The sequence below is a fragment of the Kutzneria sp. 744 genome, assembly GCF_000568255.1.
In the GTDB taxonomy this organism is placed as follows: domain Bacteria; phylum Actinomycetota; class Actinomycetes; order Mycobacteriales; family Pseudonocardiaceae; genus Kutzneria.
In genome coordinates this window covers 9,243,964-9,266,386 of sequence record NZ_KK037166.1, presented here as the reverse complement: position 1 = coordinate 9,266,386, position 22,423 = coordinate 9,243,964, and the positions used below count along the sequence as shown (strand labels likewise).

22 protein-coding genes are annotated in these 22,423 nt (G+C 70.4%); 8 read left to right on the top strand and 14 right to left on the bottom strand.

The features are described 5' to 3' along the window. Nucleotides 1-15 precede the first annotated feature (15 nt). Both KUTG_RS64580 and KUTG_RS66695 read left to right on the top strand, forming a co-directional pair. Complete coding sequence (locus KUTG_RS64580; protein ID WP_043725177.1) at nucleotides 16-897, top strand: ankyrin repeat domain-containing protein; 882 nt, start codon at nucleotides 16-18, stop codon at nucleotides 895-897. 134 nt (nucleotides 898-1,031) lie between these two features. Continuing rightward, complete coding sequence (locus KUTG_RS66695; protein ID WP_084580430.1) at nucleotides 1,032-1,811, top strand: helix-turn-helix transcriptional regulator; 780 nt, start codon at nucleotides 1,032-1,034, stop codon at nucleotides 1,809-1,811. Here the strand turns inward: KUTG_RS66695 and KUTG_RS42345 are convergent. The 7 genes from KUTG_RS42345 to KUTG_RS42315 form a co-directional block, all read right to left on the bottom strand. Beyond that, on the bottom strand, nucleotides 1,787-2,401 hold the full coding sequence (locus KUTG_RS42345) for an RloB family protein (protein ID WP_043725175.1): 615 nt from the start codon (nucleotides 2,399-2,401) through the stop codon (nucleotides 1,787-1,789). The genes KUTG_RS66695 and KUTG_RS42345 overlap by 25 nt on opposite strands. Continuing rightward, nucleotides 2,401-3,681, bottom strand: coding sequence for an AAA family ATPase (locus KUTG_RS42340; RefSeq protein ID WP_043725173.1), 1,281 nt, complete (start codon nucleotides 3,679-3,681; stop codon nucleotides 2,401-2,403). The genes KUTG_RS42345 and KUTG_RS42340 overlap by 1 nt, the downstream gene beginning before the upstream one ends. Nucleotides 3,682-3,760: 79 nt before the next feature. After that, nucleotides 3,761-4,573, bottom strand: a complete 813-nt coding sequence (locus KUTG_RS42335; RefSeq protein WP_043725172.1) for an NAD(P)-dependent oxidoreductase — start codon at nucleotides 4,571-4,573, stop codon at nucleotides 3,761-3,763. A gap of 9 nt (nucleotides 4,574-4,582) precedes the next feature. Further along, a complete protein-coding gene (gene dmpG, locus KUTG_RS42330; protein ID WP_043725170.1) occupies nucleotides 4,583-5,584 on the bottom strand; it encodes a 4-hydroxy-2-oxovalerate aldolase in 1,002 nt (333 codons plus the stop codon). Nucleotides 5,585-5,587: 3 nt separating this feature from the next. Continuing rightward, entirely contained in the window at nucleotides 5,588-6,469 is an 882-nt protein-coding gene (locus KUTG_RS42325; RefSeq protein ID WP_043725168.1) for an acetaldehyde dehydrogenase (acetylating), read from the bottom strand. Next, the gene (locus KUTG_RS42320; protein WP_043725166.1) at nucleotides 6,466-7,266 is read right to left on the bottom strand and encodes a 2-keto-4-pentenoate hydratase; all 801 of its coding nucleotides are present in this window, start codon (nucleotides 7,264-7,266) and stop codon (nucleotides 6,466-6,468) included. Before KUTG_RS42320 ends, KUTG_RS42325 begins: the two co-directional genes overlap by 4 nt. Next, nucleotides 7,253-8,740 (bottom strand): FAD-binding protein, encoded by a 1,488-nt coding sequence (locus tag KUTG_RS42315; protein WP_043725163.1) that lies wholly within the window; start codon nucleotides 8,738-8,740, stop codon nucleotides 7,253-7,255. The genes KUTG_RS42320 and KUTG_RS42315 overlap by 14 nt, the downstream gene beginning before the upstream one ends. An 84-nt stretch (nucleotides 8,741-8,824) precedes the next feature. Here KUTG_RS42315 and kstD point away from each other — a divergent pair, with 84 nt between their 5' ends. The 3 genes from kstD (at nucleotide 8,825) to KUTG_RS42300 (ending at nucleotide 12,169) form a co-directional block, all read left to right on the top strand. Beyond that, on the top strand, nucleotides 8,825-10,453 hold the full coding sequence (gene kstD / locus KUTG_RS42310) for a 3-oxosteroid 1-dehydrogenase (RefSeq protein ID WP_043725161.1): 1,629 nt from the start codon (nucleotides 8,825-8,827) through the stop codon (nucleotides 10,451-10,453). Next, nucleotides 10,443-11,246 carry a MaoC/PaaZ C-terminal domain-containing protein gene (locus KUTG_RS42305; protein WP_043725160.1) on the top strand — a complete coding sequence of 268 codons (804 nt, stop codon included), beginning with the start codon at nucleotides 10,443-10,445 and terminating at the stop codon, nucleotides 11,244-11,246. The genes kstD and KUTG_RS42305 overlap by 11 nt, the downstream gene beginning before the upstream one ends. Before the next feature lie 155 nt (nucleotides 11,247-11,401). After that, nucleotides 11,402-12,169: a hypothetical protein gene (locus tag KUTG_RS42300; RefSeq protein WP_157495179.1), complete on the top strand. Its 768-nt coding sequence runs from the start codon at nucleotides 11,402-11,404 to the stop codon at nucleotides 12,167-12,169. Nucleotides 12,170-12,314: 145 nt separating this feature from the next. Here KUTG_RS42300 and KUTG_RS42295 read toward each other — a convergent pair whose 3' ends face one another. Genes KUTG_RS42295 through KUTG_RS42270 form a run of 6 tightly spaced genes read right to left on the bottom strand, consistent with a single transcriptional unit; the run spans nucleotide 12,315 to nucleotide 18,839 of the window. Continuing rightward, nucleotides 12,315-13,475, bottom strand: coding sequence for a lipid-transfer protein (locus tag KUTG_RS42295; protein WP_043725154.1), 1,161 nt, complete (start codon nucleotides 13,473-13,475; stop codon nucleotides 12,315-12,317). Beyond that, complete coding sequence (locus KUTG_RS42290) at nucleotides 13,472-13,861, bottom strand: MaoC family dehydratase (RefSeq protein ID WP_043725152.1); 390 nt, start codon at nucleotides 13,859-13,861, stop codon at nucleotides 13,472-13,474. The genes KUTG_RS42295 and KUTG_RS42290 overlap by 4 nt, the downstream gene beginning before the upstream one ends. Next, nucleotides 13,858-14,760, bottom strand: coding sequence for a Zn-ribbon domain-containing OB-fold protein (locus KUTG_RS42285; protein ID WP_052396054.1), 903 nt, complete (start codon nucleotides 14,758-14,760; stop codon nucleotides 13,858-13,860). The genes KUTG_RS42290 and KUTG_RS42285 overlap by 4 nt, the downstream gene beginning before the upstream one ends. Then, nucleotides 14,757-15,911 (bottom strand): acyl-CoA dehydrogenase family protein, encoded by a 1,155-nt coding sequence (locus KUTG_RS42280; protein WP_043725151.1) that lies wholly within the window; start codon nucleotides 15,909-15,911, stop codon nucleotides 14,757-14,759. The genes KUTG_RS42285 and KUTG_RS42280 overlap by 4 nt, the downstream gene beginning before the upstream one ends. Then, on the bottom strand, nucleotides 15,896-16,840 hold the full coding sequence (locus tag KUTG_RS42275; RefSeq protein ID WP_369794573.1) for an acyl-CoA dehydrogenase family protein: 945 nt from the start codon (nucleotides 16,838-16,840) through the stop codon (nucleotides 15,896-15,898). Before KUTG_RS42275 ends, KUTG_RS42280 begins: the two co-directional genes overlap by 16 nt. A gap of 37 nt (nucleotides 16,841-16,877) precedes the next feature. Continuing rightward, complete coding sequence (locus KUTG_RS42270; protein WP_043725149.1) at nucleotides 16,878-18,839, bottom strand: acyl-CoA dehydrogenase; 1,962 nt, start codon at nucleotides 18,837-18,839, stop codon at nucleotides 16,878-16,880. A gap of 171 nt (nucleotides 18,840-19,010) precedes the next feature. On the opposite strand from KUTG_RS42270, the gene kstR reads away from it, so the two are divergent. Continuing rightward, the gene (kstR, locus tag KUTG_RS42265; protein WP_043725148.1) at nucleotides 19,011-19,610 is read left to right on the top strand and encodes a cholesterol catabolism transcriptional regulator KstR; all 600 of its coding nucleotides are present in this window, start codon (nucleotides 19,011-19,013) and stop codon (nucleotides 19,608-19,610) included. A gap of 50 nt (nucleotides 19,611-19,660) precedes the next feature. Further along, on the top strand, nucleotides 19,661-20,395 hold the full coding sequence (locus KUTG_RS42260) for an IclR family transcriptional regulator (RefSeq protein WP_043725145.1): 735 nt from the start codon (nucleotides 19,661-19,663) through the stop codon (nucleotides 20,393-20,395). Here the strand turns inward: KUTG_RS42260 and KUTG_RS42255 are convergent. Then, entirely contained in the window at nucleotides 20,392-21,147 is a 756-nt protein-coding gene (locus KUTG_RS42255; protein ID WP_043725144.1) for a short-chain dehydrogenase/reductase, read from the bottom strand. The genes KUTG_RS42260 and KUTG_RS42255 overlap by 4 nt on opposite strands. Before the next feature lie 154 nt (nucleotides 21,148-21,301). On the opposite strand from KUTG_RS42255, the gene KUTG_RS42250 reads away from it, so the two are divergent. Continuing rightward, entirely contained in the window at nucleotides 21,302-22,414 is a 1,113-nt protein-coding gene (locus KUTG_RS42250) for a metal-dependent hydrolase family protein (RefSeq protein ID WP_043725142.1), read from the top strand. Nucleotides 22,415-22,423: the final 9 nt, after the last annotated feature.

Genomic DNA, 22,423 nt, shown 5'->3' with positions numbered 1-22,423 from the left:
CCAGGATGATCCACCGTGAACTGGAGCGACATCGGCTACCACGGGTGGACCGACCTCGACAAGGTGCGGGCGGTGCTGGCCGCGGGCGCGGACCCGGATGCCGACAACGGCTGGCCCGGGCCGGCGTTGCATCAGGCGGCGGAGCGCGGATCGCCGGAGGTGGTGGCGGAGCTGGCCCGACGGGTGGCCGACGTCGACGCCCTGCACGACGTGGCCACGGCGCTGTGGCGGGCGGTCGCCGCGCGTCAGCCGGACAACGCCCGGATCCTGGCCGCTGCCGGCGCGGATCCGTTGCGGGACATGATGTCCGGCTGGTCGCCGGCGCGGCTCAGCCTCACCGGCCCCACCCCCGACCTGTTCGGCGCCACCACATCCCTCACCGACGACGAGGCCGAGACGGTGCGGGAAAGCCACCGGCTCATCGCCCTGTTCGACGACCTTGACTACGAGGGCCTCGGCCTGGCGTGCGTCGCCGGCATCGACGCCGCCGAGGCGGTCCGTCGAATCAACGCCACGGTCGTCGAGCCCGAGTCCACCGACGACCTGTCGATCATGTGGGCCACCGACGTGCCCGGCGGCTGCGTGATCGCGCAGCCCTGGGGCTACGCGCCGACCGGGTCCGAGCTCACGGTGCCCCTGTCCGCCGGCACCACCTGCTACGACCTGTACGCCAATCCCAAGAGCGGCGACCAGGGCGACATCGTCCGTGACGGCGAGATCATCGGCTCGGATCTCCACCCCGGCGGCGGCGTCGACCCCGACGACGAGAATCCGCTGCTCTCGTACCTCTACGAGGACGCTCCTGTCGCCTACTGCTTCGCGTTCGCCGGCCTCCGCCCCACCGACACCCGCGCCGTCACCGGGCCGCCCGACCTCTGGATCCGAGTTCCTGCCTGATCGGCCGGCGCTTCCCGCACGGGGCCGATTCCGCCGCTAGCCTCGGGTGCGTGCACGTGCAGCGGATTCTGTCCTGGAAGAGGTCGCCAGCCGCAGCTACCTGCCGGTGATCGCCGAGGGGGCGTCGGAATTCCGTGGGCGCATGGCATTGCACCAGCGGGGCAGCACCGTTGCCCTGTTCGAGGCGAAGATGGGGCCGCTGCGGACGTCGCAGACCGCGCGGATGGCCGCCCGCCGTGGATCGGGACGACATGCTCCTGTTCTGCATCCACCTCGCCGGCTCCGCGCGCCTTGAACAACGCCGGCGGCTGGCCGAGCTCCGGCCCGGCGTCGGCGTCCTGTACGAGGCGCGCAGCCCGTGGGCGTTCGACGCCCCCACCGCCGCGCACAGCCTGCTCCTACAGTTCCCTCACCACGTGCTTCCCTTGCGGGCCAAGGAGATCACCGACGGCCAGCTCGCCGACGACATCGCCGCCGAGCAACGCCAGGACGCCGGTCTCGCCGCCCTCGACATGCTCACTATGGCCCTGCGCGGCCTTCGCCCCTCCGTGCCCTCCGACTCCAGCGCCGGCGCCGGCGCCGGCGAGATCCTGCTCGGCCTCATGCGCACCCACATCCGGGACCACCTCTCGGACCCCCGCCTCACCGTCACCGAACTCGCCCGCCGCCACCACGTCTCCGAGCGCCACGTCCACTCCCTGTTCGCCCGCATCGGCGTCACCCCCGGCGCCTACCTCCGCGAACAACGCCTCCTCGCCGCCCGCACCGCCCCCCGCCCCGTCACCGACATCGCCTTCGACGTCGGCTTCACCGACCTCCGCACCTTCGAACGCGCCTTCCACCGCCAGTTCGGCGCGACCCCCACCCGCTGGCGCCGCGACAACGTCGCCTACGACTCACCTTCCAGCGACTGAAGGAACAGGTACATCCCCGAAGACGGGTTGTCGTTCGGAAACGGGGTTCCCTCACGCTCGTGACGCTTCGCCAGCAGCTGCGCCCGCCGAACGGCGTCCTTGCGCAACGGCAGGTATTTGGCAGCATCAACACTCTTGCCGGGCCGGCCGTCAAGCCGCCGGCTCAGGCTCTCCACCGCCGCCGTGTGCCCGAACTTGTGGTGATCCTGGTGGTGCAGGATCAGCCAGAGCTCGAAGCACGGATTCGAGACCGCCAGCCGGATGCCGTACTCCTGGGCCAGCGAGACCGCTTCGGTGAGCTTGGGATGATGCTGCGGCCACTCGACGTCGAAGATGCACCAGCACTCGTCGACTTCAGGGTCGCGGTTGCGTTCGATCGCCATCTGCACGAGGGTGAGCGGCACCCCGTGCTCAGGATGGATCTCCACCCGGAGCGAGACATTGCCACGGACTTCGGGCAGCCGCTTCACGCCGTTGACGTAGTCGGGCTCGGAGTTGCGCCCCTCGGTGAACACCACGATGGTGCGCAGTTCGGGGCGCTGGGCGACCGAACGCTTGAGCGGCTTGGGAAGCCTCCGGCTCGTGGGCATCAGCCGATCAGCCCGAGCGCGCGGAGCAGTTCGGACTGGTCAACCTGCGGCAAAGCACCGAAACGCCCGTGCAGGTACGCGTTCTCCAGATTCTGCGACTTGCGTACCCGCTCGCCGGCGAAGTCCGCCAGCGCCCCGAGCCGCGTCGAGCCGTCGGGATTCTTCTCGGTCAGCCAGACCTCGTCACGGTTGAGATGGTTGAGCAGGCTCGTGTCGTGCGAGGTGAACACCAGCTGCGCGCCGCGCGGGTTCGTGGCAGGGTCGTGGAACAGGTCGATCAGCTGGGCCGACAACGTTGGATGCAGACTGGCGTCCAACTCGTCGAACAAGACGGTCGCCCCTTCGCGGAGCGCCGTCAACACCGGCCCGATGAGCTCGAACCAAGTTCGCGTCCCTTCGGACTCCACGCCGAAGTCGAACGGAACACGGCCCGCCGTCGTATTGTGAATCAGGCGAACCTGCTCAACACCATTCTCATCCGATTCAACGATAACATCATCGATTCCCAGGTCGGCGAGCCTCAACAGAGCCAACGCTCGCTGCCGATCCGAACCACCGAGTTCATCGTCTGAAAACAAGCTCGGCTGCAAGCCTTCCTGAAACCAGTACTCAGTCAAGAGCGCCGGGCGACGTCGAACACGAACCCGGCGCCCGTCCATGTACAGCATGGGATTCCCTCGCAGCTTGCGCGAGTACCGAGTCCTCGGACTCAGAACTGAAATTTCAATGATCTTACGAGCGAAATCGGAGACAACACGCGCATCGAATCGCCGCGCCGCCGATAGGGCCAGCGTACGCTCGGTCAGCAGCTCACGAGTACCCGACAGACCTCCCAGTCCACGCTGAAACTTGAGCTCACTTCCCTCTCGCTCAAAAACACGGCGACGCTTCTTCTCCGGATAGTGAAAAAGGCCTTCGTACTGAACAGATTTCCGGTCAAGAATCAGGCTGTACTCGAACCTCACACCCTCGACCATGTACTCAATTGCAAACTCGCTCGCCTCGCCGGGCCAGGCACCGAAGGCAAACGGCTCAACCGGGATCACATCTTCCCACGTTTGCAGTGAATACTGCACCGCCTGCTGCAGCCACGCAACGGCGGCGATGAGGTTCGACTTGCCGGACGCGTTCGGCCCGTAGATGGCCGCCACCGGCAGCAGGCTCTCGCCGAGCATCGACTGCTCGCGGGCCGCGGGCCGATCCTGGTCGACGGCGACCATCGTCAGCTCCACCGGAGCCGCGATTGAGCGGAAGTTCGACACCTCAAACCGGATCAGCACGAGGCAGATGCTACCCCCTGGGGCGTCAACAGGCCTTGAATTCCGTCAAGAGTCGACGAAAATGACGTTCTGTCGACAGTCAGGGTGCAAGCAGCCCGAGCACGTCCTCGACCGGCAGGTCGGTGCGGTCCTTAGCGGGTTCCCAGCGGCGCATGGTGTCGGCGGAGCCGAGGGCCAGGCCGTCGGGGAGGCCTGCGGCGCGGAGGGAGGCGGCGACTTCGAGCATCTCGGGGGCCCAGCGCCAGCCGCGGGCGGCGACGGAGGGGTAGGAGTCGGTCTGGAGCAGGGGGCGGGCCTGGAGGCGGGCGGCCTCGGCCAGCAGCTCGGCGCCGACGCCGTGGGCGGCGGCCAGGGCGTGGGAGACGGCGGCGAGGGCCCAGGTGGTCTTCTGGTACGAGGCGTAGGCGATCTTCAGGGCGGAGGCGACGCCGACCTCGCCGTCCAGCACGACGACGTCCAGGGCGGTGCCGGCGAACAGCTCGGGCACGCCGCCGGAGGAGCCGGAGAGGTACAGGCGGGTGGAGCCCGAAGCGGAGGGCGGGCCGCCGATGATGCCGCCGTCGACGAAACGGGCCGACGGCAGCAGCTGGGCGATGCGCTGCGAACGCTCGGGGGCGATGGCGTTGGCCTCGACGTAGACGCCGGTGAAGCCGGCGGCGGACAGTGCGACGTCCTCGGCGAAGGCGGGTGGGCAGATGGAGAGGACGACGTCGGACTCCGCCAGGGCGGCGTCGACTGAAGGCCGCTCGATGAGCCCGGCGTCGACGGCGCGGCGACGGGTGGCGTCGGAGCGGCCGGCGCCGACCCAGAGCACGGTGGCCCCGGCGGACACGGCCTGCCGGCCGACGGCGGCGCCCATCGCGCCGGGGTGGAGCAAGGTGACGACGGTCATCCGCCAGTTCTACCGCCCCCGCAGCTCCAGGGCGATGTCGATGAGCTGGTCCTCCTGGCCGCCGACCAGGCGCCGCTCGCCGGCCCGGACCAGGATCTCGGGGCCGGAGACGCCGTAGCGCTCGGCCTGGCGGTAGGCGTGGCGCAGGAAGCTGGAGTAGACGCCGGCGTAGCCCATGAGCAGGGCCATGCGGTCGAGCAGGCATTCCTGGTCCATGACGGGGGCGACGACGTCCTCGGCGGCGTCGAGCATCTTGAAGAAGTCGATGCCGGTGTCGATGCCGAGCTTGTCGCAGACGCCGACGAAGGCCTCGACGGGGGTGTTGCCGGCGCCGGCGCCGAAGCGGCGGGCGCTGCCGTCGATCTGACGGGCGCCGGCGCGGTAGGCGATGACGGAGTTGGCGACGCCGAGGCCGAGGTTCTCGTGGCCGTGGAAGCCGACCTGGGCGTCGGAGCCGAGCTCGGCGACCAGGGCCGAGACCCGGTCGCCGACCTGGTCCATGATCAGGGCGCCGGCGGAGTCGACGACGTACACGCACTGGCAGCCGGCGTCGGCCATGATCCTGGCCTGCCGCGCCAACACTTCCGGCGGCTGGGAGTGGGACATCATCAGGAACCCCACGGTCTCCAGCCCACGGTCGCGGGCCAGGCCGAAGTGCTGCACGGAGATGTCGGCCTCGGTGCAGTGGGTGGCGATGCGGCAGATCTGGGCGCCGTTGTCGGCGGACACCAGGATGTCGTCCTTGACGCCCACGCCGGGCAGCATCAGGAAGGCGATGCGAGCGCGTTTGGCCGTGGCGACGGCGGTCTTGATCAGCTCCTGCTCGGGGGTGTGGCTGAAGCCGTAGATGAACGAGGAGCCGCCGAGCCCGTCGCCATGGGTGACCTCGATGACGGGCACGCCGGCATCGTCCAGCGCCCCAACGACGTTGCGCACATCGTCGACGGTGAACTGGTGCCGCTTGGCGTGTGAGCCGTCCCGCAGCGAGGTGTCGGTGACACGGACGTCCATCGCTCAGCCCTTCGCCAGTTGCTCGCCGACGCGCGTCGCGGCGGCGGTCATGATGTCCAGATTCCCGGAGTACGGCGGGAGAAAGTCGCCGGCCCCCTCGACCTCGATGAACACGCACACGCGCGCCATGCCGCCGGTGGCCGGCGAGGGCGGGTCGAACTGGGGCTCGTCCAGCAGCCGGTAGCCGGGCACGTAGCCGGCGACCTCGGCCACCATGTCCCGAATGGACACTGCCACCAGCTCGGTGTCGGCATCCTCGGGAATGGCGCAGAAGATGGTGTCCCGCATGACCATCGGCGGATCGGCCGGATTGAGCACGATGATCGCCTTGCCCTTCTGGGCGCCGCCGATCACCTCGATGCCGTGGCTGGTGGTCCGGGTGAACTCGTCGATGTTGGCCCGGGTGCCGGGACCGGCCGACCGTGAGGACACGGTGGCGACGATTTCCGCGTAGCTGACCGGAACCGCCCGCGACACGGCCTTGACAATGGGTATTGTCGCCTGCCCGCCGCAGGTGATCAGGTTGACGTTGGGGGCGTCGAGGTGCTCACCGAGATTGACCGGTGGCACGACGTAAGGCCCGATCGCCGCCGGCGTGAGGTCGATCGCCTTGATACCGGCCTCTTCGTAGCGCGGGGCGTTGGCCCGGTGCACGGCGGCGGAGGTGGCCTCGAACACGAGATCCGGCCGCACGTCCTGAGCCAACAACCAGTCCACACCGTCGACGGAGGTCTGCAAGCCGTGTTCCCGCGCCTGGGACAGGCCTTCGCTCGACGGGTCGATGCCGACCATCCACAGTGGATCGATCAGATCGGACCGGAGCAGCTTGTGCATCAGGTCGGTGCCGATGTTGCCGGAGCCGACGATCGCGGCCGTCGCCGTCATGACAAGCCCTCCCCAGAGGTGATCGATGCGAAGTTCAGGGAAACCCGGCCGAGGCCGGTGAAGTCGGCCTGGAACCGGTCACCGGGACGGACGTCGATGGCACGGGTGCACGAGCCGGGCAGCACGATGTTGCCGGCCCGCAGCCGGACGCCGAAGTCGGCGACCTTGCGGGCCAGCCAGGCGACGGCGGTGACAGGATTGCCGAGCACGGCGTCGGATCGGCCCTCGGCGACCACTTCTCCGTTGCGCCGCAACGTGGCCTCGATCTTGCGGATGTCCAGGGCCCCCGGCGGCACCCGGGCCGCGCCGAGCACGAAGCCGGCGGAGGAGGCGTTGTCGGCGATGGTGTCGGCCAGCCCGATCTTCCAGTCGGCGATCCGGCTGTCGATCAGCTCGATCGCCGGGGCCAGCGCGGAAGTCGCCCGCAGCACGTCGTCCTCGGTGCAGCCCTCGCCCGGAAGGTCGTCGCCCAGCACAAAACCGACCTCGACCTCGACCCGCGGCTGGCAGTACCGCAGCGGCACGGACTGCCCCTCGTCCAGCGCCATGTCGTCGAGCAGATGCCCGTAGTCGGGCTCGTCGACGCCCATCATCTGCTGCATGACCAGCGACGACAGGCCGACCTTGTGCCCGAGCACAGGCCGCTCGCGGCGGCGGATGTTGAGCAGCTGGATCTCGTACGCGTCGACCACGTCGATGTCCGGCCACAGGGCGGTCAGCGGCGGGATCGGGGCCCGGTCCCGCTCCGCGGCGGACAGCCGGGCGGCCGCTTCGGCACGCTGGTCAGCGCTGAGCACCGGACCTCCTCACCGCGGCGACGTGCCGGCCGGCCCGTCGGCCCGAGTAGACGCAGTCGGCCAGGGACAGGCCGCTGACGTACGAGTTGGAGCAGATGCCGACGGCGGTGCGGCCGGCGGCGTACAGACCGGAAATGGCGGTGCCGTCGGAGGAAAGCACCTCGCCGGTGTGCTCGTCGACGACGAGGCCGCCGAGCGTGAGCATCGGGCAGGGGTAGCCGACACTGCGCTTGATCGAGACGTCGATGAGCGAGAACGGGGCCTGGCCGTCGAAATCCTTGATGGTGACGCCGGTTCGGCGGGACAGCTCGTCAAGCGAAGGCGCGGTCGTTCGGGCCCGGCCGAACAGGTAGCGGGTCTGCAACCGCTGGAACCACGTGGTCTGCGAGGGGATCTGGCGCTTGGCCTCGTCGAGCGTGGGCCCGTCGACCAGCAGCCAGCCCTTGCCCCCGTGCTGGGTGATCATCGCGTGCCCGACGGCGGCGCCGTAGCGGTGGAGGTCGCAGATCTCGTCCCCCTGCGCGTTGATCAGCTTGCCCTCCATCAACGCGCTCGGCGGCGTCACGAACCGCCAGGCCGACACGTGATCGAGCTTCGCCGTGGCGGCCCCGAGATCGGCGCCCAGGCGGATGCCGCTGCCGTCGTCGCCCAGGGTGCCGAGCGGGAGCCCACGCCGGTATGCGGGCGCGTGTTCCTTCATCATCACGGGATTGGCGACGAACCCGCCGGCGCAGAGGATCACGCCGTCGCGGGCATCGATGGTGGTCTCGACGCCGTGCCGGCTCTCGATGCGGCGGATGGACCGGTGCAGACGGCGACGCAGCGACGGCACGTACAGGCCGGGCTTGGCGGCGAGCTTGCCCAGGAACCGGTGCAGGCGGGCCGGAAACCCGGTCAGCTGCCGGCACATCACGCCGGTGACACGGCCGTTCGGGTCGGTGATCAGCCGTTGGGCGGTGGTGCGCCGCATGATCCGCACACCCCGGTCGATCGCCGCCTGCTCAAGCCGTTGGAACAGCAGCTTTCCCGAGGTGCCGTGGCCGGCGGTGCGATGTCCGCGCGGGGCCGGGTTGTCGTACAGCGTCTCGCTGCCGGAGTAGTAGAGGTAGTGCCGGTCCGTCGGGTACGACGTCTTGTACGGGCAGACGCTCGACGCGAACGGCACGCCTCGCTCCTCCAGCCACGCCAGCATGTCCGGGCTGCCGTCGCAGAAGGCCCGCAGCGTCTGCGGCGTGACGGCGTCGCCGACCTCGTGCCGGAGGTAGTCGTACATGGCGTCGGCGGTGTCGGCGATGCCGGCCTCGGCCTGCTGGGCGGTGCCGCCGCCGGCGTAGACCACGCCGCCGGACAGCGCGGTCGCCCCGCCGCCGTCGAACCGGTCGAGCACGAGCACATCCGCCCCGGCCTCGGCGGCCTCGATCGCGGCGCACGCGCCGGCCGCCCCGAACCCGATCACCACGACCCCCGCGAGCACCCGACCTCCCGAGTAGAACGTGTTTCAGTTTCTACGCCTCCAACCATAGCGTTCCAGGCGTTTGTTGTCTATAACCTGTTCTACATGCCAGAGTTCGACACCGTTGTCGTCGGCAGCGGGGCCGCCGGCATGACGGCCGCGCTGACCGCCGCCCGCCGCGGCCTGAGCACGGTCGTGCTGGAGAAGGCCGACCGGTTCGGCGGCTCGACCGCCCGCTCCGGCGGCGGCATCTGGATCCCCAACAACGAGGTCCTCGCCCGGGCCGGCGTCCACGACAGCGACGAGGACGCCCGCGCCTACCTGGCGTCGATCGTCGGCGCCGACGTGTCGGCCGAGCGGCAGCGGGCCTATCTCGACCATGGACCACGGATGTTGTCGTTCGTGCTGGCCAACAGCCCGCTGCGGCTGCGCTGGGTCGCCGGCTACAGCGACTACTACCCCGAGCGGCCCGGCGGACGGCCACGAGGCCGGTCGGTGGAGCCGCGCCCGTTCGACGCCAACCTGCTCGGCGACGACCGTCGGCTGCTGGCCAAGCCGTACGTGCCGAGTCCGCTGCCGATCACCGCCGCCGACTACAAGTGGCTCACGCTGATCGCCCGCAACGTGCGCGGACCGGCGCGGGCGGCCCGGGTCGGCGTCCGCGGGATCATCGGCCGACTGCGCGGACAGCGGTTGTTGACGATGGGGCAAGCGCTTGCGGCCGGGCTGCGGGTCGGCCTGAGTCGGGCCGGCGTGGAGGTCCACCTCGACACGCCGCTGGTTTCCCTGCTGACGGAGGGCGATCGTGTCGTCGGCGTGGTCACGCCCACCGGCGAGTACCGAGCCCGGTACGGCGTGCTGATCGCCTCCGGCGGGTTCGAGCGCAACGAGGCGATGCGGTCGAAGTGGCAGGACATCGGCATCGACTGGACGGTCGGCGCGCCCAGCAACGAGGGCGACGGCATCCTGGCCGGCCAGGAGCTCGGGGCCGACGTCGCCCTGATGGACGACGCATGGTGGGGTCCGTCGATCCCGCTCAGCGGCGGCCCGTACTTCTGCCTGTCGGAGCGGACCCTGCCCGGCTGCATCCTGGTCAACGGCGAGGGAAGGCGCTTCGTCAACGAGGCCGCACCGTACGTCGACGCCGTGCATGCCATGCGGGACACGGGAAGCGTGCCGGCCTGGCTGATCGCCGACCAGCGCTACCGTGACCGCTACATCTTCGCCGGCGTGCCGCCGCGACGGCCGTTGCCCGGCCGCTGGCATAAGTGCGGGGCCGTGCACAAGGCACAGACGTTGGCGGAGCTGGCTTCGGCCATCGGCGCGCCGGCTGAGGCCTTGCAGGACACGGTCTCCACGTTCAACGGCTACGCCAGAACCGGCAAGGACCAGGACTTCGGGCGGGGTGACAGCGCCTACGACCACTACTACGGGGATCCTCGCGTGCGCCCCAATCCCAGCCTCGCCGAGCTGGTCAAGCCGCCGTTCTACGCGGTGCGGATCGTGCCCGGCGACCTCGGCACCAAGGGCGGCCTGTGCACCGATGTCGACGGCCGCGTGCTGCGCCCGGACGGCACGGCCATCCCCGGCCTGTACGCCGCCGGCAACGCCAGCGCGTCGGTGATGGGCCACACCTACGCCGGCCCCGGGGCGACCATCGGCCCCGCGATGACCTTCGGTTACCTTGCGGCGCTGGCGATGTCCGCGGTGAAGGAGCAGCCCGGTGTCCATTGATCCCGAGATCGCCGTCGGCGCCTCCCTCGGCGTACGCGAGTTCGAGTGGGCGGCGTCGGACGTGATCCTTTACCACCTGGCCTTGGGCGCCACCGAGCTGAAGTACGCCTTCGAGCCCCAGCTCACCGTGCTGCCGACGTTCGGGATCGTCGCGCCGACGTTCCACGTGACCGAGCCGCCGGCGGTGGTGTTCCCCGGCATCGACATCGACCTGGCCGACACCCTGCACGGCTCGCAGCAGATCACCGTGCACGCCCCGCTGCCCACCAGCGGCAAAGCCCGGGCCACCGGCCGGATCGCCGACGTGTACGACAAGGGCTCCGCCGCCGTGATCGTCACCGAGTACGAGGTCGCCGATCTCGACGGCACTCCGCTCTACACCATGCGCTCGGAGATCTTCGCCCGCGGCCACGGCGGCTTCGGCGGCAACCGCGGCCCGTCGGCCAGGTCCACCCTTCCCGACGGCCCGCCCGATGCCGTCCTGGTCACGCAAACGCTTCCGCAGCAGGCATTGTGGTACCAGCTGTGCGGCGACCGGAACCCGCTGCACGTCGATCCGGAGTTCGCCGCCCGGGCCGGCTTCCCGCGCCCGATCCTGCACGGCCTGTGCACCTACGGCATGGTGTACAAGTCCATTGTGGACCATCTCGGCTCGGCTGTGCCGGAGTTCCAGGCCCGCTTCGCCGGTGTGGTCCTCCCCGGCGACACACTCAGTACAAGGCTGTGGAACGACAGGTTCGAGACCTCCGTGGCGGACCGTCCCGTGCTCACGGGGGGCTACAACATCGCTTAGCGTGCGCCTGTCTCGTGCATTCCGAACACGAAATCCGCGGTGTCCGACCGATCGGGACGTGTTGTCGCCCGTTCCGAACGATTCCCTCGGCGGCCTCCGCATCGCACTCCGCCGGCTGGTACCCGTGAAAGCGGACCAAGCCGTTGGAGGAGCAGATGCGTGGGCAGGACGTCGTGGCGGAGCAAGCCACCTGGGATCTGTTGACCGGTCCTACCTTCTGGGACTTCTGGCTGGGGCTGGCGGTCGGGTTGTGCCACGTGTCGTCGGTGCCGCATCTGGCCGCCGCCTTCGGCTCCACGGGCGAGTTCGGGTCGGATCCCAATCGCCGCAGCAAGCAGGCGCTGCGGATGCTGCTCACCGTCGCCCGCCTGGGCACCGAGCACCCGACGACGCGAGCCGCGCTGAGCCGGATGAACCAGGGTCACCGCCATGTCCGGCTCTCCCGGGACGACGTCGGCTACGGGCTGGCGGTGGTGGCCGAGTTCCCCATGTGGTGGGCCGAGAACTTCGGCCGCCGCCCGTGGTCGGACCGGGAGGTCGCGGCCACTGTTGTCTTCTACACCCGGCTGGGCCATCACATGGGCCTGCGCGGTCTTCCCGGCGATCGGGCCGGGCTGCAACGCCTGATCGTGGATTACGAGCGCGAGCACCAGGCCTTCTCGACGGTCGGCGCGCGACTCGTCGGCGCTCAGCTGGCCGACGTGATCGGCGGCAACGGCGTGCTGCGGGCGCTGGGCCGCGCCGGCCTGGCCGCCGCCCTCGACGACAGCACCCGTGTCGCCGTCGGCCTGCCGTCGCTGGGCCCGACAACATCTGTTGTCGGACGTGGCGCACTCCGCCTGCTCAGCCGGGTCATGTCTCGCCGCAGGCCGAACCTGCCGGCCCTCGACGTCCCGCGCGAGGTCGCTATCGCAGTGCCGTGAGCAGCACGGACAGGTCGTCCCCGTGCCTGGCCTTGGCGTGGCCGGGACGTGGGTCCAGCGGCTGCCGGAACACCTCGACCGGCACCGACTCCAGGCCGAGGCGTAGCGCGACGCGCGACCATGGCCGTGGGGAGGTGGACCGGCATCACCGGTCCCGCGTCAGGACAAGGCCGCTGGTGGGGACGCCGGTGCCGGCGGTGACAACGACGTTCTCCACGCCGCGGACCTGGTTCACGGAGCTGCCCCGGATCTGGCGGACCGCCTCGGCGATGCCGTTCATGCCGTGAATGTACGCCTCGCCGAGCTGGCCGCCGTGGGGATTGAGGGGCAGGGTGCCGGTGAGCCCGATCCGGCCGTCGGCGATGAACTCCTTGGCCTCGCCGCGACCGCAGAAACCCAGCTCCTCCAACTGGATCAGCACGTACGGCGTGAAGTGGTCGTACAGCACGGCGACGTCGATCTCGTCGGGCCCGAAGCCGGCCTGGCGCCATAGCTGCCGCCCGACCAGGCCCATCTCCGGCAGCCGGGCGATATCGTCCCGGTAGTAGCTGCTCATCACGTACTGGTCGGAGGAACTTCCTTGCGCCGAGGCGGAAACGACGGCGGCGGGTTGGGCAAGGTCGCGTGCTCGCGCCACGGACGTGACGACGATGGCGACGGCCCCGTCGCTCTCCTGGCAGCAGTCGAGCAGGTGCAGCGGCTCGGTGATCCACCGCGAGGACTGGTGATCGGCCAAGGTGATCGGCCGGCCGTGGAACCACGCATTAGGGTTGGTGGCGGCGTGTTCGCGCATCGTCACGGCGACGCGGCCGAAATCCTCGCTGGTGGCGCCGAATTCGTGCATGTAGCGCCGGGCGACCATCGCCACGGTCGAGGCGGGAGTGCCCAGGCCCATGGGGTAGGACCAGCTGTTGTCCACTCCGGACGATGTCGGCATGGTGGCCGCGGCGGTGGCGAACTGGCCGAACCGGTGGCCGGAGCGCTCGTTGAAGGCCCGGTAGCACACCACGACCTCGGCGGTTCCGGTCGCGACGGCCATCGCCGCCTGCTGCACGGTCGCGCAGGCCGCGCCGCCGCCGTAGTTGATGCGGCTGAAAAACGTCAGCTCGGGGACGCCGAGTTCCCGCGCCACGGCGATCTCGGCGTTGCTGTCCATGGTGAAGGACACCAGCCCGTCCACATCGGACGGCTTGAGCCCGGCATCGGCCAGCGCCGCCGTCACGGCCTCCACGGCCAGCCGGAGCTCGCTGCGGCCGGAGTCCTTGGAGAACTCCGTCGCCCCGATGCCGGCGATCGCGGCGGTCATGGCAGCACCACCTTGACCGTGCCGGTGACGTGGTCGCCGAGGCTGTTGCGGCCGACGACCCGCACGGTCGCCTCGGATCCCTCCCGCGCGGTGATCTCCCCGCTCAGGGTCAGCGTTTCCCCGGCGTAACAAGGAACTCCGAGCTTGATCGACACGTTGCGGACGAAGGCGTCCGGGCCCGCCCAGTCGGTGACGAACCGCTGCACCAGGCCGGTGGTGGTGAGGATGTTGAGGAAGATGTCCTTCGATCCCCGCTGCACGGCCTTGTCCCGGTCGTGGTGCACGTCCTGGAAGTCCCGCGTCGCCAACGCCGTGCTGATCACGAACGTCGGCGTGACGTCGATGGCGAGTTCCGGCAGTGTTGGCCATCCTCCTGGCGGGGTCATCGAACCTCCCACGCCGGCAGGGCGAACTCGCCCGAGGGCACGAACCGCACCCGCACCGGCAGCCCGACCTTGACCTGCTCCGGGTCGACGTCCAGCAGCTCGCCGAGCATACGAACGCCCTCCTCCAACTCGACCAGGGCGATCACGAACGGCGTCTGCTTGCCGGGCACCTGCGGATGGTGGTGCACGACGTAGCTGTACACCTCGCCCAGCCCGCTGGAGACGATGTGCGTGGGGTCAAGTGCGTTGCAGCGCGGGCACATCGGGCCCGGCGGATGCCTCAGAGCACCACAGGCCGCGCATTTCTGGATCCTCAGCTCGCCCAGTTTGGTGCCGTCCCAGAAGAACGCCGTGTCGCGGCTGACCATCGGCGGCACGGAGGCCTGCGTCGCCGGCTTCGGCTTGAACTTCAGGACCCGGAACATCATCTCGCCCACCGGCTCGTCGCCGGACCACCAGGTGCTACGCGTCGTGACGAACCAGCCCTCGCCCAGCGCCGTCTGCTTCGGGCCGACGACCTCTTCCAGCCGGCTCGTCACCGCCAGTCGCTCCCCCGGCTTCAGGTGCCGGTGGTAGGTCTGCTCGCTGTTGGTGGCCACCACGGAGGTGTAGCCGGTGGCGTCGAGGATCTCCACCATCCCGCCCAGCGGGTCGTCCTCGCTGCGCTCCGGGTGCAGGCCGCCCATGGTCCACACCTGGATCATCGCCGGCGGCGCGACTGCCGGGTAGGCGGGGTTGCGGTCCCCCAGCGCCTCGGTCCAGTTGTTGATCATCGGCTCGTTGACGGGATCCCGGGCCGGCCGTGGTGTGCACTCGCCGGCCGCGCGGAGTCTGTCGGCCACGGCGGTGATGCGGTCGGCGGCGGATGTCTCTGCGCTTGACCCACTCGTGGCGCTCATCGTGGCACCCTCGGCAGGCCCAGTCCGGCGGTGGCGATCAGTTCCCGCTGCACCTCGTCCACGCCGCCTCCGAAGGTCAGCACCAGGTTGCGTTTGGCCTGCACGTCCAGCCAGCGCACCAGTTCCGCGGTGTCCCGGTCGGCCGGGTCGCCGTGCCGGCCGACGATCTCCTCCAGCTCGGCGGTGATCGTCTGGGTGCGGCCGGAGGCGAAGACCTTGGTCGCCGAGGCGTCGGCCACGCGGTCCAGGCCGGTGGATGCCGAGCCGGCGACCTGCCAGTTCAGCAGCTCATTGACCCGAACGGTGGCTCTGACCCGGGCCAGCGTGGTGGCAACGTCCACATGGGACAGCAGGTCGTGCTTGGCCGCCCACTCGTGCACGCGGTCGTGCAGCGCGGCCATCCGGCCGGCCGGGCCCAGCATGACGCGCTCGTGGTTGAGCTGGGTGGTGATCAGGCGCCAGCCGGCGTTCTCGGTGCCGACGAGCCGGGTCAAAGGAACGCGGACATCGTTGTAGTAGCTGGCGTTCACGTGGTGCGCGCCGTCGCAGGTGATGATCGGCGTCCACGAGTAGCCGGGATCGGTGGTGTCGACGATCAGGATGGAGATGCCCTTGTGCTTGGGGGCGTCCGGATCGGTGCGGCAGGCCAGCCAGATGAAGTCGGCGTCGTGGGCGCCGGTGGTGAAGATCTTCTGCCCGTTGACGACGTAGTGGTCGCCGTCGCGAACCGCCTTGGTCCGCAGCGAGGCCAGATCGGTGCCGGCGGCGGGCTCCGTGTAGCCGATGGCGAAGTGCAGGTCCCCGGACAGTATTCGGGGCAGGAAATAGGACTTCTGCTCGTCGGTGCCGAACGACTGCAGCGTGGGGCCGACGGTCTGCAGCGTCACGTACGGCAGCGGCACATCGGCCCGCGCGGCCTCGTTGACGAAGATCTGCTGCTCGATCTCGCCGAAGCCGTGGCCGCCGTACTCGACCGGCCAGCCGACGCCGAGCCAGCCGTCACGGCCCATGCGCTTGACCACCTCGCGGTAGATCTCGCCGTGCCGGGCGGTCAGCATGGTGTCGCGTTCGGACGGTGTGAGCAGCCCGGAGAAGTAGGCGCGCAGCTCGTCGCGGAGTTTGCGTTGCGCGGCGGTCAGTTCGATGTGCACAGCGCCTCCAGACGATGCCGTGCGCCGCCGATCGAGCGCACCAGGTCCTTGGCGAGCGAGTAGTAGCGGTGCAGCGGGTACGTGACGTCGAGGCCGAGGCCGCCGTGCAGGTGGTGGCAGGTTCTGATGGCCGGCAACAACTCCTCGGCCAGCCAGTGCGCCGCTATGTCCACATCGGACTCGGCGTCCAGTCCCTCGGCCAGCCGCCAGCACGCCGACCAGGTGGCCAGGTGCAGGGTTCGGGCCGAGATGTAGATGTCGGCGATCTGCTGCGCGACGGCCTGGAAGGCAGCCAGCGGCCGGCCGAACTGCTCGCGGGTGGCGACGTGTTTCCTGGTGAGCTCCAGCGCCGCCGCGAGCAGGCCGTCGGCCGTGGCGCAGGCCCCGGCCAGGGCCAGCCGGTGCAGGTCGGCCAGCCCGTCGAAGGTCCGCTCGTAGGGCGCGTCCACCAGATGCAGGCTGAACTCGGGGAAACCGCTGGAAGTGGGGGCGGGATTTAGCGTGACACCGGGCGAAGCCGGGTCGACGAGTGCGACGGCGGAACCCTCGTCGGTCGACACGGGCACGAGGATCCGGTGCGCCCCGACGGCGTCCGGCACCCCGATCTTCACCCCGTTGATCACGCCGCCAGCGGCCCGCGTGCGCGGCCGTGACGTCATGGGGTCGGACGGTTCGTGCAACGCGGCGGTGACGCGGGCGCCGTCCGGCACCTCGATGCCGTGCCGGGCCAGCGGCAGCACGCCGAGCGCGAGCCCGGGCAGCGACGTCGCCGCCCGGCCGGCCTCGGTCAGCACCACCATCGCGCTGAGCACGTCCATGTCGGCGGTGACCAGCGTGGGCCAGGCGGCGGAAGGGGCGTCGCGGAACACCTCGGCCGCCACCTCGCGAAGGGTGATCCGCGTGTCGTCGAGCGTGAAGTCCACCCGCACCCCCTAAACTGGAACGTGTTCTAGTTCTAGCGCAAGGTCACGCCCTGGGCAAGCCCAGCAAGCGCTCTCCCGCCAGCGTGAGCAGCACCTGCTCGGTGCCGCCGGCGATGCTCAGGCACCGCGTGAGCAGGAACTCGCGGCTGTGCCCGCCGGTGATGGCGCCCAGCGGCCCGTCGAGATCCAGTGCCGTCTCGGCCACGTTCTGCCGGTGCCGGACCCCGACCAGCTTGCGCACGCTGGAGGCCGCGCCCGGGTCGAGATCAGCCAGCCGCTGCAGCGTCGCGCGCAGCTCCAGCAGCGACAGGGCCAGCCCGTCGGCGACCAGCGCTCCCACCCGTTCGCTCGGCTCGGCAGCGGCCAGAACACGTTCCACTTCCTCGCCGATGGACGAGCCGCCGCTCATCGCCACCCGCTCGTTGGCCAGGGTGGTGCGGGCCAGCTTCCAGCCGCCGTCGACCGCGCCGACCACGTGCTCGTCGGGCACGACCACGCCGTCCAGGAAGACCTCGTTGAACACGGCGTCCCCGGTGATCTCCCGCAGCGGCCGGATGTCGATGCCGGGCGTGCGCATGTCGACCAGGAAGTACGTGATGCCACGATGTTTGGGCACGTCGGGGTTGGTGCGGGCGAGACAGATCGCCCAGTCGGCCTCGCGGGCCAGCGAGGTCCACACCTTCTGCCCGGTGATCTTCCAGCCGCCGTCGACCCGCTCGGCCTTGGTGCGCAGCGAGGCCAGGTCGGAGCCCGCGCCGGGCTCGCTGAACAGCTGGCACCAGGTGATCTCGCCGCGCAGCGTCGGGCCGGCGAACCGCTCGCGCTGCGCCTCGGCGCCGTGGGCCAGGATCGTCGGCACCGCCCACCAGCCGATGACCAGGTCGGGCCGCTGCACGCCGGCCTTGTCGAGCTCCTCGTCGATGATCAGCTGCTCGGTCGGGCCGGCGTCGAGGCCGAACGGCCGCGGCCAGTGCGGGGCCAGCAAGCCGCTGTCCGCCAGCTGTTTGCGCTGGTCATCGGCATCGACGACGGTCTGGACGAGGCTGCGGATCTCGGTGCGGTCGGCGTCGATCGTCACGCCGAGAGTGCGGCGGCCGCCGGCCTTGGCCAGTTCGGCGACGCGGCGACGCCAGCGTGCGGTGCCGCCCAGCAGCTGCCGGGTGGAGACCGCGCGGCGAAGGTAGCGGTGGGCGTCGTGCTCCCAGGTGAAGCCGATGCCGCCGAGCACCTGAATGCAGTCCTTGGCGTTCTCCACCGCGGCGTCGATGGCGATCGCGGCGGCCGTCGCGGCGGCCAGCGGGAACTCGCCAGGTTCCTGGTCGTAGGCGCGGGCGGCGTCCCAGGCCACCGCGGCGGCCCGTTCGGACCGGCACAGCATCTCGACGCAGAGGTGTTTGACCGCCTGGAAAGCGCCGATGGGCTGGCCGAACTGGGTGCGCACCTTGGCGTAGTCGACCGCCGTGCGCAGGCACCAGTCGGCGATGCCGGCGGCCTCGGCGGCGGCCAGCGTGGCCAGGATGTCGTCCACCGGCAACGGTCCCAGCCGCTGATCGTCAGCGATCGGGCCTACCTGCGGAAACCCGAGTCCCCGGCCCAGATCCACCGGGTCGGCCGGGTCGACCACGGCATCGACCAGCGCCCACTCGTCACCGTCCCGGACCAGCATGGACCCGGACTCACCGAGGGCCAGCGGTCCACAGTGGACGGCGACGGCGACGCTGCCGTCGGCGATGCCGGGCAGCAGCTTGGCGGCCAGCGGATGGTCGGGGACCCTGGCCAGGGCGATCGCGGCGGTCAGCGTGGGCAGGACGGGACCGGGTGCCAGCAGCTCGGCCGCCGCCTCGACGGCCACGGCCAGGTCGGCGACCGGGTTGCCGAGGCCGCCGACGGCCTCGGGCAGGGCCAGTCCGAACAGCCCGAGCGTGGCCAGGTCGGACCACGCCGGGCCGGCCCGGAGCACGGCCTCGCGCAGCTGTCGTCCACTGTCATCGATGACCATCGACATCGGCCGATAATAGAACGTGTTTCAGTTGCCCGGACTGCTCCAGCCGGGCGACGGGCGTCCGAGTGAGGTTCCCGGCCAGGCCCTACCGGTGTGACGTGCGCATAACGTGAAAATGAAACACGTTCCGATCGTGTAAGTTGACCCTGACAACGACCACAGCAGGGGGCTTGGATGGCTGCGACGCCACGCCAGATCGCCGAGGAGGAACTCGGCTCGTCGGCCCAGCGGGACCGGCGGCGGCGGATCATCGACGCGACGATCGCGCTGGCCTCCAAGGGCGGCTTCGAGGCCGTCCAGATGCGGGCCGTGGCCGAGCGGGCCGACGTCGCGCTGGGCACGCTGTACCGGTACTTCCCGTCCAAGATCCACCTGTTGGTGTCGGGCCTCGGCGCGCAGCTGGACCGCGCGCTGGACCGCATGCAGCGCGCGCCGATCCCGGGCGAGACCCGCGGCGAGCGCATGCTCTACGTGCTGAGCCGGATCACCCGCAACATGCAGCGGGATCCGCACCTGGCCGAGGCCATGACCCGCGCGTTCATGTTCGCCGACACCTCCGCCGCGGCCGAGGTGGACTTGGTGGCGCGGCAGATCGAGGAGCTGTTCACGCTCGCGCTGGGCAAGGAGGAGCCGTCCGAGGAGGACAAGGCCATCGCCCGCGTGATCGGCGACGTGTGGCTGTCCAACCTCGTGGCCTGGGTGACCCGGCGGGCCTCGGCCACCGACGTCACCAACCGGCTCGAACTGACGGTGCGGCTGCTCATGCGGGACTAGTTCCGCTATCTGGCACAATCGCGGTACCTGTGCCGGAATGAGGTACTCGGATGTCCACCGCCCTGACCGCGCTGCACGTGCTGGACGAGGTCTCCAAGCGCCAGCCGGTCGGCGTCACCGCCATCGCCGACCACCTGGCGCTGCCCAAGAGCTCGGCCCAGCGGGCGCTCAAGGCCCTGGAGGCCGCCGGCTGGATCCGTCAGGCCGGTGGCCGGAGCAAAGGCTGGGTGCTGACCACCAAGGCCATCGACGTCGCCCAGCGTGTCACCGCCGACGTCGGCCTGCGCGACGCCGCCCGCGACGCGCTCATCGAACTACGCGACGCCACCGGCGAATCCGCGCACCTCACCGTGCGCGAGGGCCGTGACGTCGTGATCATCGACGTCGTCGAGACCGTGAACGCCACGCGCATCTACATCCCCCTCGGCACCCGCTCTCCCTTGCACGCCACCGCGACCGGCAAGGTGTTGCTGGCGTACATGGACGAGCCGCAGCGGGCCAAGATCCTCGCCGCCGGCCTGACCCAGCTGACCGGCACCACCGTCACCGACGTCGATCAGCTGGAGGCCGAGTTCCGTCGGATCCGCGTGGACGGACACTGCTCGGTGGTCCGCGGCGAACTACGGGACGACATCGGATCCTTTGCCGCGCCGGTGTTCTCCCGGGCGGGGGTGATCCTCGGGGCGGTGAGCGTTTTCGTGCCGATGTACCGGGTTCCCGATGACGGCACGGAGATCTGCCGGCACCTCAAGGCCGCGGCGACCGCGATCTCGGCCCGGCTCTAGCCGTTGCCGCCGTCGATCGTGAGCACGGTTCCGTTGGTGTAGGCCGACAACGGGGACACCAGGAACGCGGCGGCGTTGGCGATCTCCGCCGGGCTGGCCGACCGGCCGAACGGCAGCTCGCTGGTCAGCTCCAGCCAGCGCTCGGCGTCGCCCAGCTCCGTGGCCGCGCGGGTCCGGAGCAGCACCTCCTGGCGTTCGGTCAGCGTGCCGCCGGGATTGATGCCCACGAGGCGAACCCCGTCCCGCCAGGAGTTCTTGGCCGCGGCCTTGGTGAACGCCACCAGCGCCGAGTTGCCGACGGCGCCGGCGAGGTAGCCGGCCGGCAGGATTTCGCTGGCCACGCCGATGATGTTGAGGATCACGCCGTGGCCGGAGCGGGCCAGTGCCGGATACAGGCCCTGGCTGAGGAAGAGGAACCCGTACACCTTGAGGTCCCAGGCCTCGCGCCAGACGCCCTCGTGCACGTCGAGCAGGCCGCCGCCCGGGATCGCGCCGGCGTTGTTGACCAGGATGTCCACATCCTGCGCGTGCTGCACCACCGCTTGGCGGCCCTCGGGGGTGGACAGGTCGGCGGTGATCACCTCGACCTTGACGCCGTACCGGTCGCGCAGGGCCTGGGCGTGCGGCGGCGAGGTCCTGGACACCAGCACCAGGTTGACGCCCTCGGCCGCGAGCACGTCGGCGATCGCCGCCCCGATGCCCTTGCTCGCGCCCGTCACGACCGCGCGCCGTCCGGCCAGCTGTAGGTCCATGGTTGCCGCTCCTTTGTGCCGCTATCCGGCACAAACCGAGAACTCGTGCCGCTATGAGATCCAACCTAGGGTCTTGTTCGCGGCTCGTCAAACAAAGACAGATTTCCCCGCGCGGCAGGAGATCCGGGTCGGGGAACCAGCTAGCGTCGACGGGGTGACCCGCACCCTGCTCCGCGACGCCGCCCACCTCGACGTCAGCACGGGCGAGATCCGACGCGGGGACGTGTTCCTGGACGGCGAGCGCATCGCCGCCGGCCTCGACGACGTGGACGAGACGGTCGACTGCCGGGGATCCCTGCTGGTGCCCGGCTTCATCGACTGCCACACCCACGTCGCCCTCACGACCGCGCTGTCCGGCGACTCCATCGACCTGCCCCGCTCCACCCGGCAGCTGTCGGCCGTCCCCGTCCTGCGCACCCTGCTGAACCTCGGCATCACCACCGTCCGCGACGCCTGGGGCGCCGATGCCGGCCTGCGGCACGCCGTCGAGGCCGGCTGGATCGACGGGCCGCAGCTGCTGATCTCGCTGCGTCAGGTCGGCACCACCGGCGGCATCGGCGACCACTGGACCCCGTCCACCGGCCCGCTCGACCTGCTCGGCGATCCGTCGATGCCCGACCCCGTGTTCGACGGTCCCGACGACGCCCGGGCCGCCGTCCGCCGGATGGTCCGGGCCGGCGCGGACTGGATCAAGGCCGCGATCACCGGCTCCATCGCCGCCGGCACCGGCGTGCACGACGTGCAGTTCACCCCCGACGAGATGCGGGCCCTGGTCGAGGAAGGCTCCGCCCGCGGCCGGGACGTCATGGTCCACGCCCATGGCGCCCGCGGCGCGGAACTCGCCGCCCGCTGCGGCGCCCGCAGCATCGAGCACGGCGTCTACCTGGACGAAGCCGCCGTCACGGCGATGGCCGCCAACGACACCTTTTACGTGCCAACGCTTTCCTGCTCCGGCATCCCCGAACACCTCCGCTCCGTCCGGCTGGCGCTCGACGCCGGCGTGCCGATCGCCATGGGCACCGACAACCCCGTCACCCCGCACGCGGACGCGCTGCGGGAGCTCTCCCTGCTCTCCGACGCCGGCCTCGGCCCCGTCGGCGCGATCCGGGCCGCAACCCTCGACGCCGCCCGCCTACTCCGCCTCGACCACGACCGCGGCGAGATCGCCGTCGGAAAACGGGCCGACGTCGTCCTGCTCGACGACGAGGACGTCAACGTCAAGGCCCGGGTCAAAGCCGTGTGGCGCAACGGAAAGAGGCACCTCTGACGGGCAGGC

What these genes read in the sequence shown, in the direction of transcription:
- KUTG_RS42345 (WP_043725175.1), bottom strand. Translation starts at nt 2,401, where the DNA reads ATGCCCACGAGCCGGAGGCTTCCCAAGCCGCTCAAGCGTTCGGTCGCC.
- KUTG_RS42335 (WP_043725172.1), bottom strand. Translation starts at nt 4,573, where the DNA reads ATGACCGTCGTCACCTTGCTCCACCCCGGCGCGATGGGCGCCGCCGTC.
- dmpG (WP_043725170.1), bottom strand. Translation starts at nt 5,584, where the DNA reads ATGGACGTCCGTGTCACCGACACCTCGCTGCGGGACGGCTCACACGCC.
- KUTG_RS42325 (WP_043725168.1), bottom strand. Translation starts at nt 6,469, where the DNA reads ATGACGGCGACGGCCGCGATCGTCGGCTCCGGCAACATCGGCACCGAC.
- kstD (WP_043725161.1), top strand. Translation starts at nt 8,825, where the DNA reads ATGCCAGAGTTCGACACCGTTGTCGTCGGCAGCGGGGCCGCCGGCATG.
- KUTG_RS42300 (WP_157495179.1), top strand. Translation starts at nt 11,402, where the DNA reads ATGCGTGGGCAGGACGTCGTGGCGGAGCAAGCCACCTGGGATCTGTTG.
- KUTG_RS42295 (WP_043725154.1), bottom strand. Translation starts at nt 13,475, where the DNA reads ATGACCGCCGCGATCGCCGGCATCGGGGCGACGGAGTTCTCCAAGGAC.
- KUTG_RS42290 (WP_043725152.1), bottom strand. Translation starts at nt 13,861, where the DNA reads ATGACCCCGCCAGGAGGATGGCCAACACTGCCGGAACTCGCCATCGAC.
- KUTG_RS42285 (WP_052396054.1), bottom strand. Translation starts at nt 14,760, where the DNA reads ATGAGCGCCACGAGTGGGTCAAGCGCAGAGACATCCGCCGCCGACCGC.
- KUTG_RS42270 (WP_043725149.1), bottom strand. Translation starts at nt 18,839, where the DNA reads ATGTCGATGGTCATCGATGACAGTGGACGACAGCTGCGCGAGGCCGTG.
- kstR (WP_043725148.1), top strand. Translation starts at nt 19,011, where the DNA reads ATGGCTGCGACGCCACGCCAGATCGCCGAGGAGGAACTCGGCTCGTCG.
- KUTG_RS42260 (WP_043725145.1), top strand. Translation starts at nt 19,661, where the DNA reads ATGTCCACCGCCCTGACCGCGCTGCACGTGCTGGACGAGGTCTCCAAG.
- KUTG_RS42255 (WP_043725144.1), bottom strand. Translation starts at nt 21,147, where the DNA reads ATGGACCTACAGCTGGCCGGACGGCGCGCGGTCGTGACGGGCGCGAGC.